Annotated in this window: 19 protein-coding genes and 2 pseudogenes; 14 read left to right on the plus strand and 7 right to left on the minus strand. The window is 52.1% G+C overall.

Annotated elements, in window-relative coordinates:
- The first annotated feature begins 1 nt into the window (after position 1).
- The 3 genes from H559_RS23320 (at position 2) to H559_RS0112295 (ending at position 1,584) form a co-directional block, all read left to right on the plus strand.
- Complete coding sequence (locus H559_RS23320; RefSeq protein WP_281171375.1) at positions 2-127, plus strand: hypothetical protein; 126 nt, start codon at positions 2-4, stop codon at positions 125-127.
- 117 nt (positions 128-244) lie between these two features.
- Positions 245-700: a hypothetical protein gene (locus tag H559_RS0112290; RefSeq protein WP_028452938.1), complete on the plus strand. Its 456-nt coding sequence runs from the start codon at positions 245-247 to the stop codon at positions 698-700.
- Positions 697-1,584, plus strand: coding sequence for an arginase family protein (locus H559_RS0112295; protein WP_028452939.1), 888 nt, complete (start codon positions 697-699; stop codon positions 1,582-1,584). Before H559_RS0112290 ends, H559_RS0112295 begins: the two co-directional genes overlap by 4 nt.
- 90 nt (positions 1,585-1,674) lie before the next feature.
- Here the strand turns inward: H559_RS0112295 and H559_RS20225 are convergent.
- The 7 genes and pseudogenes from H559_RS20225 to H559_RS0112320 all read right to left on the minus strand — a co-directional run bounded on the left by H559_RS20225 (position 1,675) and on the right by H559_RS0112320 (position 6,418).
- Positions 1,675-2,605, minus strand: a pseudogene (locus H559_RS20225) (IS5 family transposase).
- Between the two features lie 448 nt (positions 2,606-3,053).
- The gene (locus tag H559_RS0112305; RefSeq protein ID WP_028452940.1) at positions 3,054-3,491 is read right to left on the minus strand and encodes a hypothetical protein; all 438 of its coding nucleotides are present in this window, start codon (positions 3,489-3,491) and stop codon (positions 3,054-3,056) included.
- Between the two features lie 25 nt (positions 3,492-3,516).
- Entirely contained in the window at positions 3,517-3,855 is a 339-nt protein-coding gene (locus tag H559_RS23040; protein ID WP_034641157.1) for a hypothetical protein, read from the minus strand.
- Positions 3,810-4,097 carry a hypothetical protein gene (locus H559_RS22705; protein ID WP_028452941.1) on the minus strand — a complete coding sequence of 96 codons (288 nt, stop codon included), beginning with the start codon at positions 4,095-4,097 and terminating at the stop codon, positions 3,810-3,812. Before H559_RS22705 ends, H559_RS23040 begins: the two co-directional genes overlap by 46 nt.
- 22 nt (positions 4,098-4,119) lie before the next feature.
- On the minus strand, positions 4,120-5,628 hold the full coding sequence (locus tag H559_RS0112315) for a DUF2779 domain-containing protein (RefSeq protein WP_028452942.1): 1,509 nt from the start codon (positions 5,626-5,628) through the stop codon (positions 4,120-4,122).
- 16 nt (positions 5,629-5,644) lie between these two features.
- Positions 5,645-5,782 carry a hypothetical protein gene (locus H559_RS22710; RefSeq protein WP_155845402.1) on the minus strand — a complete coding sequence of 46 codons (138 nt, stop codon included), beginning with the start codon at positions 5,780-5,782 and terminating at the stop codon, positions 5,645-5,647.
- A 78-nt stretch (positions 5,783-5,860) separates the two neighbouring features.
- The gene (locus H559_RS0112320) at positions 5,861-6,418 is read right to left on the minus strand and encodes a PP2C family protein-serine/threonine phosphatase (protein ID WP_028452943.1); all 558 of its coding nucleotides are present in this window, start codon (positions 6,416-6,418) and stop codon (positions 5,861-5,863) included.
- Positions 6,419-6,627: 209 nt separating this feature from the next.
- Between H559_RS0112320 and H559_RS0112325 the strand changes: the two genes are divergently transcribed.
- From H559_RS0112325 to H559_RS0112370, 11 genes and pseudogenes are all read left to right on the plus strand, one after another.
- On the plus strand, positions 6,628-7,644 hold the full coding sequence (locus H559_RS0112325; RefSeq protein ID WP_028452944.1) for a helix-turn-helix transcriptional regulator: 1,017 nt from the start codon (positions 6,628-6,630) through the stop codon (positions 7,642-7,644).
- Between the two features lie 403 nt (positions 7,645-8,047).
- Complete coding sequence (locus H559_RS0112330) at positions 8,048-8,404, plus strand: hypothetical protein (RefSeq protein ID WP_155845403.1); 357 nt, start codon at positions 8,048-8,050, stop codon at positions 8,402-8,404.
- 63 nt (positions 8,405-8,467) lie between these two features.
- Positions 8,468-9,178, plus strand: a complete 711-nt coding sequence (locus tag H559_RS0112335; protein WP_155845404.1) for a hypothetical protein — start codon at positions 8,468-8,470, stop codon at positions 9,176-9,178.
- Between the two features lie 361 nt (positions 9,179-9,539).
- A complete protein-coding gene (locus tag H559_RS20235; RefSeq protein ID WP_051279411.1) occupies positions 9,540-10,313 on the plus strand; it encodes a DnaA/Hda family protein in 774 nt (257 codons plus the stop codon).
- A 189-nt stretch (positions 10,314-10,502) separates the two neighbouring features.
- Positions 10,503-11,158: pseudogene (locus H559_RS22275) on the plus strand (IS256 family transposase); the annotation flags it as partial.
- A gap of 271 nt (positions 11,159-11,429) precedes the next feature.
- A complete protein-coding gene (locus H559_RS22715; RefSeq protein ID WP_155845405.1) occupies positions 11,430-11,582 on the plus strand; it encodes a hypothetical protein in 153 nt (50 codons plus the stop codon).
- On the plus strand, positions 11,560-12,318 hold the full coding sequence (locus tag H559_RS0112355; protein ID WP_028452948.1) for a metallophosphoesterase: 759 nt from the start codon (positions 11,560-11,562) through the stop codon (positions 12,316-12,318). The genes H559_RS22715 and H559_RS0112355 overlap by 23 nt, the downstream gene beginning before the upstream one ends.
- Before the next feature lie 32 nt (positions 12,319-12,350).
- Complete coding sequence (locus H559_RS23395; protein ID WP_373277357.1) at positions 12,351-12,638, plus strand: BPSL0761 family protein; 288 nt, start codon at positions 12,351-12,353, stop codon at positions 12,636-12,638.
- 404 nt (positions 12,639-13,042) lie between these two features.
- Positions 13,043-13,462 (plus strand): hypothetical protein, encoded by a 420-nt coding sequence (locus H559_RS0112365; protein WP_034641160.1) that lies wholly within the window; start codon positions 13,043-13,045, stop codon positions 13,460-13,462.
- Between the two features lie 121 nt (positions 13,463-13,583).
- A complete protein-coding gene (locus H559_RS23045; protein WP_155845406.1) occupies positions 13,584-13,835 on the plus strand; it encodes a hypothetical protein in 252 nt (83 codons plus the stop codon).
- Positions 13,836-13,938: 103 nt separating this feature from the next.
- Positions 13,939-14,198 (plus strand): IS5/IS1182 family transposase (locus tag H559_RS0112370; RefSeq protein ID WP_028452950.1); only part of this gene is annotated, 260 nt, incomplete at its 3' end.

Below are 14,198 nucleotides of genomic sequence, written 5' to 3' on the forward strand. Positions count from 1 at the left end.
CATGTCTAGTTGCCCCCTGATCAGCATTACCCCAACCGAAGCCAACGACCCCACGGGCGCCGTCAGCCTGGAAAGTGGTGCACTGGCCGGCGTGCAGGCCATCGCGGAGGCGTTGGGCTGGCGATAGTGGCTCACGACGGTTGAGCCATTCAGCTCGCCAGCCAGTGCATTTGGTGAGCCACCACCAGGTGCAAGATGGCGGCATGACTCATCACCCAGCCGCAGCACGGCTCAGGAGCAGATCATGCCCTTACTGCCCAGTGGCACCCATATCGCCTTTGATCCGGAGCCCGTACTCGCGTTGCTTGAAGCCCCCCTGGCCCCGGAAAACACCATTGCCCTGATGCTGCTGCGGGACTGGCAGTCCCTGCAGGGAGCGTTGGGGGTGGTCACACTGCTGCCTGCAGACGAAGCTGGCCAGCAAGGACTGCCGGCCTTGCTGAGCGACGATTCGCTGCCTGCCCCTGCCAGGCATGTCATGGTACCGACCGGCATGAATGTGGCGGGGTATCAGCAGTATCTGCTGGCCTGTGGCCTGCATGCCGATGCGCAAGCCCTGCAGAACGATCTGGATGGACGGAGCAAGGAACACTTTGGCTTTCTCATGGATGCCGTCCGGCAATACCAGCAAGTGCTACTGGAAGCCGATGCCGATGGTGCTCGCTGGGGATACCTCCTCGCGAATGGAGGACTGTCATGATGCGGCAAACAGCACCACTCTCAGCCCTACCGGTGTTCTATTCCGAACGGATGATTGGCCAAGTCGCCAGCTTTTCACCCAGCGCCGGCAAGCCCCGCGCGGTGCTGGCCTCCTGGCAGAAACTCGACATCCCATTAGAGCTCCACGATGTCGAGCCAGTCACCAATGCGTTGCTGGAGATGGCGCATGCGACCGAATATGTTGAAGGCATTTTCGCGGGGTCGATTGCCAACGGGTTTCGCAGCAAAGACCCTGCACTCGCAGAAACCTGTCGCTATACGGTTGGGGCCATGCTAGCTGCTGCACGTGAAGCCATTTGCAACCGGCAGGTGGCAATCGCGCCCGTATCCGGCTTTCATCATGCCAGTCATAACGCAGCCTTCGGTTACTGCACGTTCAATGGCCTGCTGGTGACAGCGCTAGCACTCAAAAAGCTCGGTTTGATCAGCACGATTGCCATACTGGATTGCGATGTGCATTACGGGGACGGGAGCCAGGACATTATCAACCGGCTAGGTCTTAAACACTGGATTCAGCATGTCAGTATGGGCCAGCACTGGACTACCTTGCCCGAACATGCAGAACAATTCCTGGCTGATCTGCCACAGGTCATGACCTCGTTCGCGGGCTGTAATCTGTTGCTGTATCAGGCAGGTGCCGACCCCCACCTCAATGACCCGCTAGGCGGCTTTTTGAGCAGCGAACAGATGTTGCGGCGGGACCGGATCGTGTTCGAATACTGCAAGCGTTTTGCGCTGCCTGTGGCCTGGAATCTGGCTGGTGGCTACCAGCGGGACGTAGCGGGTTCGATCAGACCGGTGCTGGATTTGCATGACCAAACACTAAAAGAATGTGCAAGACAATTTCTTAACTTGGACAGTTAGCTAAGCGATTTTAGCCCAAGAGGGGCGGTCCCAAGAGGCTTTGTTGCATAAATCCGTTGGAGGTTGAGTAACCCCAACCCACAGACGCACCTATCCCACGCGCACCGTTTCTGGCGTACCAAGTTGGGTGAAGCGGTTTAGCAGCGCCGCACGAATTTGCAGTTCAGCGACCTGGCGGTCAAAGTTCCGCGACATTACCCGCTCACCAAGCCGCTTCAGGCACCGCATTTGGGTTTCCACCAAACTACGGCGGTGGTAGCCGCTCCACTTTTTCCAGATCGTCCGACCTAACCGCTTCGTCGCTCGCAAGGCTTCATTTCGGGCCTGTGCACCGGCGGTGTTTTCTTTCCAAGGCTTGCCATTTTTCCGGAGAGGGATGATTGCCTCGGCATTGCGAGCAACAATCGCGGAGTAGCAGCCTTTGGTGTCATAAGCGCCATCACCGCTCACAAACGCCAGTGGCTGATCCGTAGGAATCTGGGCCAGCAGTTCCGGCAGCATCGGCGCATCACCCACACTGTTTGAGGTGACTTCGATGGCACGAATTTTCAGTGTTTCTGCATCAATACCGAGATGGACCTTGCGCCACTGCCGGCGATATTCGGCACCATGCTTCTTGGTTTTCCACTCGCCTTCACCCAGCATCTTGATGCCGGTGCTCTCGACCAGCAGATGCAGGCCAGATGCTTTACTGCGATAAGGAATCTTGACCAGCAGGGTTTCTGTCGACGCGACAAGGTGCTGTAGTCGGGCACAGGCCAGTTCAGGCCTGCCAGCTTGAGTTGACTGCCAACCATTCCGGTAGTCTGCCGCAGAGCCAGATTGAAGAGGTTTTTGATCATCAGGCAGAACTGGACGGCGGCATCAGTGAACCGCTCGGCACGACCCCGTTTGCCGGTCGGAGCGGCAAACCATGCCATGTTTTATCCAGCCAAATCATCAGCAATCCTCGCTGGCATAAGGCTTGATTGTAGGTGTTTCAGTTGGTTGTGCCGTACTTGGGAGAGGCTGGCTTACTCATGCGGGACAGCGGCGTAACGGCAAAGGGGCTAGTTAAAGCAGGATGCGTGCGGATTTGTGCAACAAAACCCATGGTTATTCCGCGCTAATTTGAAAGTAAGTGTGCGACAAATAGGTTTTCAATTAAGTTATTTTTCGATAATAAAGTTCGGCGACTTGAATCCGAACTGCGTTCTCGGCAGATTATTTAATATCCTTTCAATGCATGAAATCAATATCGACATGGCTGTTGCAAAGCTGGTTCTGGCGGAATATTGCAGTATCAGCCCACTGGTATTCGCGACTATGACGAGTAGGGATCGCCCCCCTCCAAGTCGCAATCCTAGTCCACCGTGAGCTATTGCAACATTTGCCGCGTTAAAAATGGAAATACTAGCGGGGATTGTTGAGTTCATTCGCAGCGAAGCCGCACCAATCCCGAAATGATGCGGCTGAGACGGTATTGAACCTCAGAATTTTTCAGCCCATTTTTCCCAGAAGCCTGGCTCATCATGGTAGGCATTCTGCATTGCCCTGTCTAAAGGCAGGTAGCAAAACGTGGCATCCGGATAGCGCATGCTGCCATCGGGATTTTCCAGATACGCTTCAATCTTGAGGTAATCCGGGTTGCTCCGATCAAAAGGAATGTCGATGTAGATTTGCCCGCGATAACTGCACATGACGTTTTCAGACGCAAATTCTCCGCAGCGCTCCCAAGCAAAGCCTTGCTCATCCAGCCATTTGATGATTTCGGCGCGAATAGGCAATTCGCGCCAGTCTACATCCTCGAAAGGTATCTTTCTTTCACTTGTGTCAGAAGGTGTTAAGATTTTATGGAAAATGACAAACAGGACACCACGCTGTTTTTCTCTGGAAATTTTGTCGATGTGCTTGATAATGGCAGGCATGTCATTTACTCCTAATTCTTTGACGTTACATGTTTGTTTGCACTATGTTGGCTGTACCTTCATCTGTTGTTATGTTTAGGAAGTGAAAGTTTTCAGGTCTGGTGTTGTTTGTTGCGTTTTGGTATATGGTCCTTGCATGTACATCGCTGTTTGTGATTTCGTTTCCAATCGAGATGACAGCGAATATGAAGATTGTTTCTTCGGTGGTAGTGAATTTTTCGTGAGGGAATATGCCAGTCTTTTTGTCAAAAGATCTATTTGGCCCAAAGTAGTCAATATCTATTGCTCCGTCGTGAGAGGAAATATGGGCAAGTTTTTCTATGTCGTTTTCCAATTTGCTTTTGCTAAGCCAGTAGTGCGGCATGCATTTGTATTCAAGCACCGCAAGTATTTTTTTGTCTTTATATTGACTATTACCGTGTCAGGTTTAAACCCCAGCATGCTTGGCTCGACAAATATCCTTATGCCTTTGCTTACTTTCTTGCTATTAATAAATTTTTCCAATGATTGAAAAATTATGGCTTGCATAGCCATTTCGCTATTTATTCTTAGATCGTTATATGCATCAACAAGGTCTTTCTTAATTTGCTTTATCATTTCGTCCATGCTGCTGTTTCCTATTTGAAAATTAGTTTTTATTGCTTAGATTTAGTTTCGAATTACTAAATTCACTCCACAGCCGAACCATGGCATAGGTATCGAGCTTGCAATATGTCAGTAGCTGCTGCTCGATTTGCTGTTTTTGTTCCGGGCTGGTTTCGCTTGCAATGGCTTCCAGATAGGCGTCCATGGCCATGCTGCCATCCTGAACGCCATGCAGATCGTCGTAGCTGAGCTCCGGGCACAGCGCAGGCAGCACGGCCTTGATGCTCCAGCTTCCATGCTGGTTGGGGTGGTAATAGTGTTCACGGGCGATGGGCAGCAGATCCACAATCCGCTCATTCAGAGCAAGTAATGGCTCAGAAAACTCGGGAAAACGTTCGGCAAGCTCGTTGATACGGCCTTTTTCGAACGCCTGGTAGTAAACAAAAATCGGGCCTTCCTTGCCGCATGCTGCAAGCAGCGAACGTACTAGTTTTTCGGCCGGGTCGTTGCCGGAGATATCCAGAAACTCGCTGTGCTCGATATGCCCGGCACCCAGCATCCGGTGCACGCTGAACTGGAAGGGAGTTTTTTGATAGGGGCGAGTACCTGCCCAGATCGGTACGGCAAAAGAGATGGTTTCAAAGTCCAGAAAATAGGCCGGAAGCTGAAAGCCGGATAGGGCTCTGGCGGTGGCCTGCTGATCGAAAAATACCGTTCCCGACAAGGTGGCGTACTTCACCCGTTTTTGCTGCTTGTTCAGCAGATCATCCGGAACATCCCGTAGTTCTGTAATGCCGTGTTGCTCCAAATAGCTGGATAGTGAGGGACTGGGGCGTGGTAGCCAATGAATCGGGTGGATTGCCTTCTGCTGATTGCGAAAGCAGTAGTCTGAAAAACCGCATTTGTAGGGCGTTTCACATTGGCTACCCGTCTTCATCTGTGGTTCATTTTCTTGAGAAACTGTCTCCTTGGCTGCCTTGATCCAGCTGGCTACTTCTCCAGCACGCGCAATGGTTTCGTCGGTCAGGTCGTGTTCAACGAGCAGCCCGTGGTAATCCCCATTGCCGGGATATATCCATTCCTTGTCCAGGTGTGCTACTACCGTCTTGTTTAGTGGCAGGCCGGCCTGTCTGGCTATATAGGCCTGGATGGCAATTTCGTCGCGGTGATAATCCTTCACATGTGTGGTGGATTTCAGTTCAAACATATCCCAGCCACCTGCATTGCCTTGCTGTGCCGGCAATAAGAGATCACTGAAAATCATCACATTTTCGGCTTCCAATGCCGCTTCAAAAAGGGGCTGCTCAGACGTCAAGCTATTCGAGGTTTGCACCAGTTTTTCGCTGAATCCGTCTGCAATATGATCAATATGAACCCCCTTGGTCTGTGGGTCATAATGCTGGCGAGCCAAGCCACCCACCAGGTAGCCACAGGCTAAGCTGGCCTGACTTTTGTCCGATTCATTTTGCAATTCTGGGTGGTGAACCTCAATCCAGACTCGCTTCGGGCATTGGCGGTAAGCCATGATTTTTGATTTGGATAGCGATGGCATGGGATGCTCTGTCAAATTAGTGGTCAGCACTCGATGACTGGATCGTGGCCAGAATGATGCTCAGGTTATCCGGCGCACCGCGCCGCAATACTTCATTGCTCCAGCAGGTCACTTGTTCGGACAGGGCGAGTTCCGGGTTGAAAAGTTCTTGCAATACATCGTCGGCCCATATGTCGTGTACACCGTCGCTGCACAGCAGAAAACTGTCATCTGCATGCGTGGTGATATCGCGCTAATGCAGCTGGAAGTCCGGGACTTCAGGATCGGCGACCAGGGCGCTCTCCAGGATGTAGTAGATGGAGGCATATTCTTCGCCCACCCGGGCTTCGCCGTTGGCAATCAGTGTGTTCAGAAAAGTATGGTCATGGCTTAACTGCTGCCAGACGCCTGCTGCGACGATGTGATAAATGCGGATATCGCCCGCGTTGTAGACGTATGCACGGTCATCTGTGCTGGCCTGCATGGCGATGGTGGTGCTGGTGCCAAATGTTTTGTCGCGGCCATAACGGTAGGCGAGTGCAATTTGCAATTGGCGAACCAGTTTCCCGTCTGGAGTTTCGCCAGCGGCAATTGCACCGGCTAGTTGTTCCAGAACCAGTCGGCTGACCAGTTGGGCTTGCGGACTGGAGGCGATGCCATCTGCCACTGCCAGCACCAGATCCTCACCATGATTCCGGCATTGCGCCACGGGCAGTGTTGCCTGCAGGAATACTTCATGGTGGATGAGCAGGGCATCCTGTTGCTGGCTGGAGCTGCCTTTGTTCTGGCAGAATGAGATATCAAAAATCATGAGTTACATTACCCTGCTCTTGATAATTTCCCGTCAAATAATTACATCACATCTTATTGGTGTGTAATATATGGATCAACATTAACTCGGCTTCCTCTCCGGTTTAATAGCCAGTATCGCAGTGACTTTGGACATTAAGTGTCTGGCTGAAATAGCATGATGTTTGGTGGACGGATGCCCCGGGTAACGTCCAGGAAGGAGGGCAGAACTTGCCGAAAAATACGACGACCGATATTTCAGAGCGGCGCCAGGCGCTGCTGGATTTTTTGCCTGTTGAGAACAATGGAGTTCCCGGCCATAACTCTGCCAGTCTCGAAGCATGGGCAAAGACATTGGATCCGCAGGTCAGTTACAAGACAATTAAGCGCGATCTGGAAGCGCTGCTGGCGTTGCAGAGGGTGGTGTGCGAAGAGGCCAGCGGCCACAAACGCTGGTGGCGTGCGCGTGGAGGCAGAAGCTACCAGCCGATGAGTCGTCATGAGGCGTTCCTGCATGGGCTGGTCAATCAGCGCTTGAATCATCTCCTGCCAGCAAGCCTGTTCCAAGCCCTGCAGCCGGCCATGCAGCAGGCTGAAAGCACATTGGCCAGACCGGATTTGCAGCAAGAACGATCCTGGTTCGACAAGGTGCAGTCTGCACCGGGCTTGTTGCCGCCTCCGGTCATCGAGCCGGAGTTGATGCAAACAATTATCAGCGCCCTGCTAAATGAACACTGGTTGTTGGCGTGCTATAAGAAGCGAGATCAGCAGGTGCAGGATGCCAAGCGTCTGATGCCACTGGGCATCGCCGAGGTGGATAACATCTATTATCTGGTGGCGCGCTACGACGGCTATGACGACAACCGTCATCTTCGGATTGACCGCTTCATTTCAGCGCAGGAACTGGATGAACCATTCAGTTATCCCCGCGATTTCTGCTTAAGAAATTACCTAGCCAGTGGAGCCTTTCGCTACATACAAGGTGAACCGATTGCGCTGAAGCTGCAGATGGGACGCTATACCAGTCAGCACCTGATCGACCAGCCCTTGTCGGATGACATGGATATCCAAGCCGACGGCGAGAAGGATTGCATTGTCACGGCGACGGTGAGCGACGATGACCGCCTGTTCTGGTGGCTGTTGGCGATGGGGGAGAACGTGATTGTCCTTGAACCTGCTTCACTGCGAACCCGGATGATCGAAATGCTTCAAGCCATGCAGGATAATTACCGGCCAAGAGGGCAGTAGGTATGAAGCAATACAGATTCGCAGCTTACCGAACCAATGCGGTGCAAACCTCCGTCCTATGAACTTGAAAGACGCCTGCTGAACACTGGGGCATCCAGCGCAGTAATCGATCAGAACGCGACCGATTCGGCTTTTCGCCGTGAGGGCGAAGAGGAATACCGGAAATCAAGCGTCTGCTGTTGCTCAACGATCTATTGCCCGATGACCTGTTCGTTGAACATTGCGCTGTTTCTCTCTAGCAGCAAACCCGTTGTGGATGTAGCCATCCACCTTGGCCCTCCCGCTGGCCTGGTGTTGGATTCGTAAACGGAGCCGCCACTTTGCTGACGTGCCGGCGGGGATAAATTGGAATGCATCCATCAGTCAGCAGGGCTGGAGGCTTTCCATAAGCATGAGGTGCGCAATGTCATGCACCCCTACAATCCCGGCCGAAAAACTGACCCGCCGGTCGTTTAATGTCCAGTCTTATGGCTATCGTTGCGTCATTAATCAACGACAGGCGAAAAACATGGCACAGAATTCGTCAGGCTGGTCACAACAAGCCCAATGGATTACGCGCGAAACGCTGGATGATGTCCGTAGCGGGTTTTGTTTGCTGCCCTGCCCTACTCTGCACTTCAAGCACAGGCAAGGCCAGTTCGCCACCTCATCTGTAGAGGAATTGCAAGCCGGCATGTTGATACTCACCGAGGAAGGTGGTCGGCAACAGCTTTATGCTTCGGTCGAGGATCTGCTGGCCGCGGGCTGGGTAATTGACTGATAGCAGATACGACTAGCCGAGCAAAGGGTGTTCTACGTGGGCTAGTAAAAATAAGGGAAATGCGTGCAAACCTATTCCAGTCCGATGATCGAATCACTGTACGACAGCAACCTGCAGGAAAAGATGACTTTGCACCCGCTAGGTGTGCGCAGTTGCGAAGTCACTAAGAAACTATCCGGGCTCCTCTCGCATTGTGAAACGGAAGGTGATGCTGCGCTCGCCATCATTCTGGCTGATCGCGATGACACAGAGACTCGCAGCCAATTACGACAACTGATGCTCACACAGCACCACATACGCTGCCTGTTAATCTGGCTGAATCCCCTCCACACGCCCATGGCCGTCAGCAAGCTACCGTATCCGCAGGTATGGGTTGATGAACCCGAGCAGCCAGGTTATCTGACTGGTGAAGAGCAACTTGCAGCGCTGATACAACTGTATACCAAACCGGCGCTGATCGAACTCTGGCCCAGCCAGATCAAGGATTCACTAGATGCCCACACCCGGGTTGTAATCCGCCAGCAGGTTTATAAGCCCGGTGAAGATATCGTACAGCTCAGCAGTCGCCTCCTGACCAACTTGCCGAGCCATCGACCAGCCCACTCGGTGATGTGCCAATTCCGCGGAGCACCCTCCGTTATGAAGCGTAGCGAAGTCATAGGTTGCATGCGACTTTTGGAGCAATGCAGCGACAACGATGCGATCATCCGCTTTGGTGTGGCCTACACAACAGAAACCACGCTAACAGCGACGTACATGTTACTGATGTATTGACGTCCTCCCCCTCCTCTCTCTCACCCTCGCCGGTCTCAAGACCGGAAAGGAGGGGGTGATGTCTACTGCGTCTGACTACTTAAGCGGCCTGATTGCTTTGTCGGGTTCCTGTTGCTGACGGCATTACCGCTCCGTTCACTTCAAAGACTAACCGAGCACAGTCCTGCCCTTCACTACACAGCATGACTTCGCCGCGGCGAAGCACATTGATCGCGCCAACCACATCGGCGTTGTTTTCGTAACCATACGCCACACGCTCGAATCGTCTTGTGTGTGTCGGTTCTCTGCCGTCACATGCCTACTGCACGGACAAGTCTGAGCCGCCTTCATCTTCCGAAACAACCCAACGAGATTGAAGCAGATGACACAAAAAAAGCCAGCAAGGCCCGACAGGAAATGTGATGCAGAGCTATGCTGCCGAATCAAGCAAACTGGGCTTATTCCGCATCTAACGTTTGACACATGGGTCAGCGGCATCAGCAACCAGCAAGCAGAAGCTGCGGTGCAGCACATCATGGAATGCCGCAATAACACACCACTATACATATACGGTGGCATTGGCCTTGGCAAAACGCATCTTATGCATGCTGCTGGCCATCGAATTCACCAACTCAGCCCTGGATTGAACATTCGCTCTCTCAGTGCAGAACGACTCGAACTGGAGTTGCTTCAAGCCATCCGAGAAAAGACGATTGATAACTACCGGGAAATCTCCTCATCAATTGACCTGTTTCTCCTAGACAGCATCCATTTCCTTGCTAGTCGCGTTCCAGTACAGGAAGAGGTACTCCGTCTTTTCAAAATAATGCAGGACAACGGCCACAGGATCATCATCACTGGCGAGAGTAGGCCCGCCGAGATACCCGACCTGCAGACTCGCCTTGTTGATTACCTGTCTGCAGGAGAAATGGTAGATATTCGATCGCCTGATCACGACATGCGCGTCAAAATTTTGTTGAAAGCAGCTGCGGTCAATCAGGATACGATCGATGACCAAGTGGCCGAATTCATTGCTGCACGCTTTCACGACTGTACCCGTGAATTACTCGGCGCCCTGATACGGGTACAAGCGTATGCACGCCTTATTCAACAGCCAATCACCTGCACGCTCGCGCAGTCTATATTAGGTGATTAGCTGTCCACTCCCGCTTGATTGATTACACCCTTTTTGAATAACTCGGGCCTTTGCTTCTACCAGTGCTTCATCGCTTGAAGCGGGGATTGATGCTGCAGTGCCCGTTGTGGCAGATGCTGGTTAAAGGTTGTGCAGAATTTTGTGCAGACGGTCTTTTGGCAGGACACCGCCGCATTGATCGGAAACACCATGACTACTCCTAAACACGCTATCTCAGATGAACTACTGAACAGCTTGCTGGCCAACTATCAGAAACCCGAAGACCTCATCGGCGAGAATGGACTGTTCAAACAGTTAACCAAGCCGATCATCAAAAAAGCCCTCGAAGTCGAAATGGCCGAGCACCTCGGCCGCGACAAACAGCAGCCGGTCACCAATCCTGCCGGCAATACCCGCAATGGCCGCAGCCGCAAAACGCTCAAGGGCGAGTTGGGTGTCTTGCCCATCGACATTCCACGCGACCGGCATGGCACCTTCGAGCCGCAATTGATCCCCAAGACCAGACCCGCAGGACCGGTTTCGACGACAAAATCCGCTCACTTCACGCCCGCGGCATGACGGCACGGCAAATTCAGGCGCATCTGGAGGAAATGTATGGTGCCGAGGTATCACCCAGCCTAATTCCTTCCGTTACTGAAGCGGTGATGAAGGACGCCAAGGCTTGACAGTCCCGCCCGCTGGATCGCGTCTGCCCGATCGTCTACCTCGACTGCATCCACGTCAATGTCCGTGACGGCGCAGTGCGCAACAAAGCCATCTATCTGACGCTGGGCGTCGATCTGGCCGGAGAAAAGGAAGTGCTGAGACTGTGGATTGGGCAAAATGAGGGAGCGAGATTCTGGCTAAACGCCCGCCGCTTATCCGAAGGGACTGTAAGGCACTTGGGCCGATCAAAGACTAAGCTCGGAAAAGATGCCCCAGTGACTCTAGGGAAAACAAACAACCCTATAGTAAAAAATCTGTACGAGAGTTTGCCATTGGTATACTGGTCATAGGACAGAACTAGGGCAGATCCAATGCTCGACAAGCATCGTTGTTACGAGCGAGAAAGATGTCAATTAGCACTGTGTAACCGCCAAGGTATCCAGTTACCAGTAATGAGAATAGGAGTTCGCTATGGCCTTCAAGTTGGCCCTTGCCTTCATGGGGATCACACTGATTTACGCCTTTGGCATCCTTGGATTCTTCATGTACATCGCTGCACGTAATAAGCGTCAGGCCGCTGAACTGGAGCGAAATCACGCGAATGAAAATCTGGATCCTAAGTGACCTTCATATCGACATTTATCCCTTCCAAGTCGAAGAGCCTGATGCTGATCTAGCCATCATTGCAGGAGATGTTTCGGAAGGGTTTAAGGGTTTGCAGTGGGTGCGCCGTAACATCAAAAACATGCCCACCCTTTACGTTCCTGGTAATCATGAATATTACGGGGAATGCCTCGAACAACACGACGCGCTGATGTGTGCACTGCAGCATCAATCTCCAAGCGTTCTGCAATGTCGTAGCGTCATTCATGGCGATGTACGCTTTTTAGGCTGCACCCTTTGGACCGATTACCAGCTCTTTGGATCTGAGCAACAACTTCTTGCCATGATCGAATCCGAGCGCCGGTTAACAGACCACCGCATGATCCGCAGCGATACAGCAGGCCTACTTCGTCTGTTCAGTTCCGCAGATGCACTTGCCATCCACCAGCAACACCGGCAATGGCTGAGTGAAGCGCTGGCAATACCCTTTCATGGCAAAACAGTGGTCATCACTCACCATGCTCCGCACCCTGGCAGTGTGCATCCACGATTTGCCGATTCAACCCTGTCCGCAGCCTTCGCTTCCAACCTTGCGGAACTCATGGACGGTGTGGATTTGTGGGTACATGGCCATTGCCATGACAATTCCGATTATGTGATCGGAAAGACGCGGATCATCTGCAATCCAAGGGGATACGTCTCCCATAACCGCGTGGAAAACCCTGCATTCCAGGACACGCTGATCGTTGAGCTTTGAATCTTTCAAATTTTGGGAGTAACGAGATGACCATGCCTTCAGAACGAACTTTAGCAGTTCTGAAAACGAGAGAGTTTCTACAAAACCTAATCAAGAACACGGAAACACCTGAATACATCCGACATGAGGCGAAGTGGCTCTTACGACACTATCCGGATGCAACCGATATCAAGATCGTGGCTCAGGCAATGCAGACAATGAGATCCTCACTCCCGGCCGGACCGGTATTTTGCATTGATGACCCATTCTGCCCGACGCTGAGCAAATACTTCCCTCAAGAGGCACTGGCAAACGTAAGCAAGGTACAAGAAAATCCCTAATCTCACAGCTCGCCTGATTGTCATCCTCCCCGCCCAAAGGACGGGGAGGATGACAAGCTCTATACTTCACAGGCCTGAAGGCCAATGCATGGCGCACACTTAGTCAAAATTGTCCTTTGTCCCTCTGCATTAGAACTAACAGTCAGCTGACTTGTAAGGTGATACATGTGCAACGAACATCACCTGCTTTTCCATTCTTGGATTCAACAATCACAGGAAACAGCCATGCAGAATGCATATAAGCGGGTCACTAGTGCAATGACGCACTTGCGCAACTCGACCGAATGGCAAGCGCGGCAAGCCACATTTAGCCAGTTTGATCGCACTCTCGATAACAACCTTCCCCCAGTACAGCTTGGACGTACCATAGCTTCTGGCACACCACGCTTAAAACCAAGTAGTAAATGAAATCTGAACTCGATCAACGCATGGCTTGGTATCTGCGTATGAAGCAGAGCACCAACTATCTGGGTATCGACCAAATGCAGGCTGGCATGGCCTATGCAATTTGGGCGCGCAACGCTTACGTAGGCCTCTGGCTCCCCGAGGAACGTGGCTTTCTAATCTCGCGATACAAGATGTATCCGACGCCCTATTTATTTGTTGAGTACCACTGGGAGACAGGCGAACCCTTCGGTACAGTCAAACCGCTACGCCCGCTCGAAATTTGCCCAATACCTCTAGTGCCAACTTCTGCGTACCATGAAGAAAGGGATAATGCCCAATTGTGTGGATGGCTCGACGCACTGGAAGAGCGCCATCCTCCCCTATCCGGTTGGGACTCTATCAGCGAACGCCGTCAGTCAATTGCTCGACGGGCTTAAAGTGGCAATTTTGCTGGATTTGACACTGACGGAACATAGTACATCCATGAGGATGATACCCACTTAATGTCCAACTAAGCCGCTACCTTTGCGCTATCAGATTACGTTGATAAGCGCATTTATGAGATGGACTAGTACAGGCTGGACAATACAAGCCCAGTGGATCACGCGTGAAACGCTCAGCGATATTAACAGTGGCTATTTCTTGCTGCCACATCCAACGTTGTTTTTCAAAAACTGGCAAGGCCAGTTTGCCACCGCAGCTGTAACACAATTACAAGCAGGCAACCTTGTACTCACCGTGGCTGGCGGTAGGCAAATCACATATGATTCAGTGGAAAACCTTTTGGCTGACGGTTGGGTGATAGATTAACAATTCGTAATTTGACTATTTTAGTTATGAAAGCGGCTTTGTTGCACAAATCGGCACGCATCCTGCTTGATCTGACCACATCACCCCCCAATCCGTCATCAGCATGAGCAAACCAGCCCCGCCAAAGTACCGCACCACCAACTGGAAATCCTACACTCATGCGCTGCGCCAGCGTGGTTCTCTGTTGATCTGGCTGGACAAGGACATGGCATGGTTTGCCGCTCCAACCGGCAAACGTGGTCGCGCCGAACGATTCAGCGATGCAGCGATTCAGTTCTGTTTGATGGTCAAAAATCTCTTCAATCTGGCGCTCCGCCAAACTACGGGCATGGTCGCCAGCCTGTTGAAACTGGCCGGATTGGA

This window comes from Chitinilyticum aquatile DSM 21506 (genome assembly GCF_000430805.1).
Taxonomy (GTDB): domain Bacteria; phylum Pseudomonadota; class Gammaproteobacteria; order Burkholderiales; family Chitinibacteraceae; genus Chitinilyticum; species Chitinilyticum aquatile.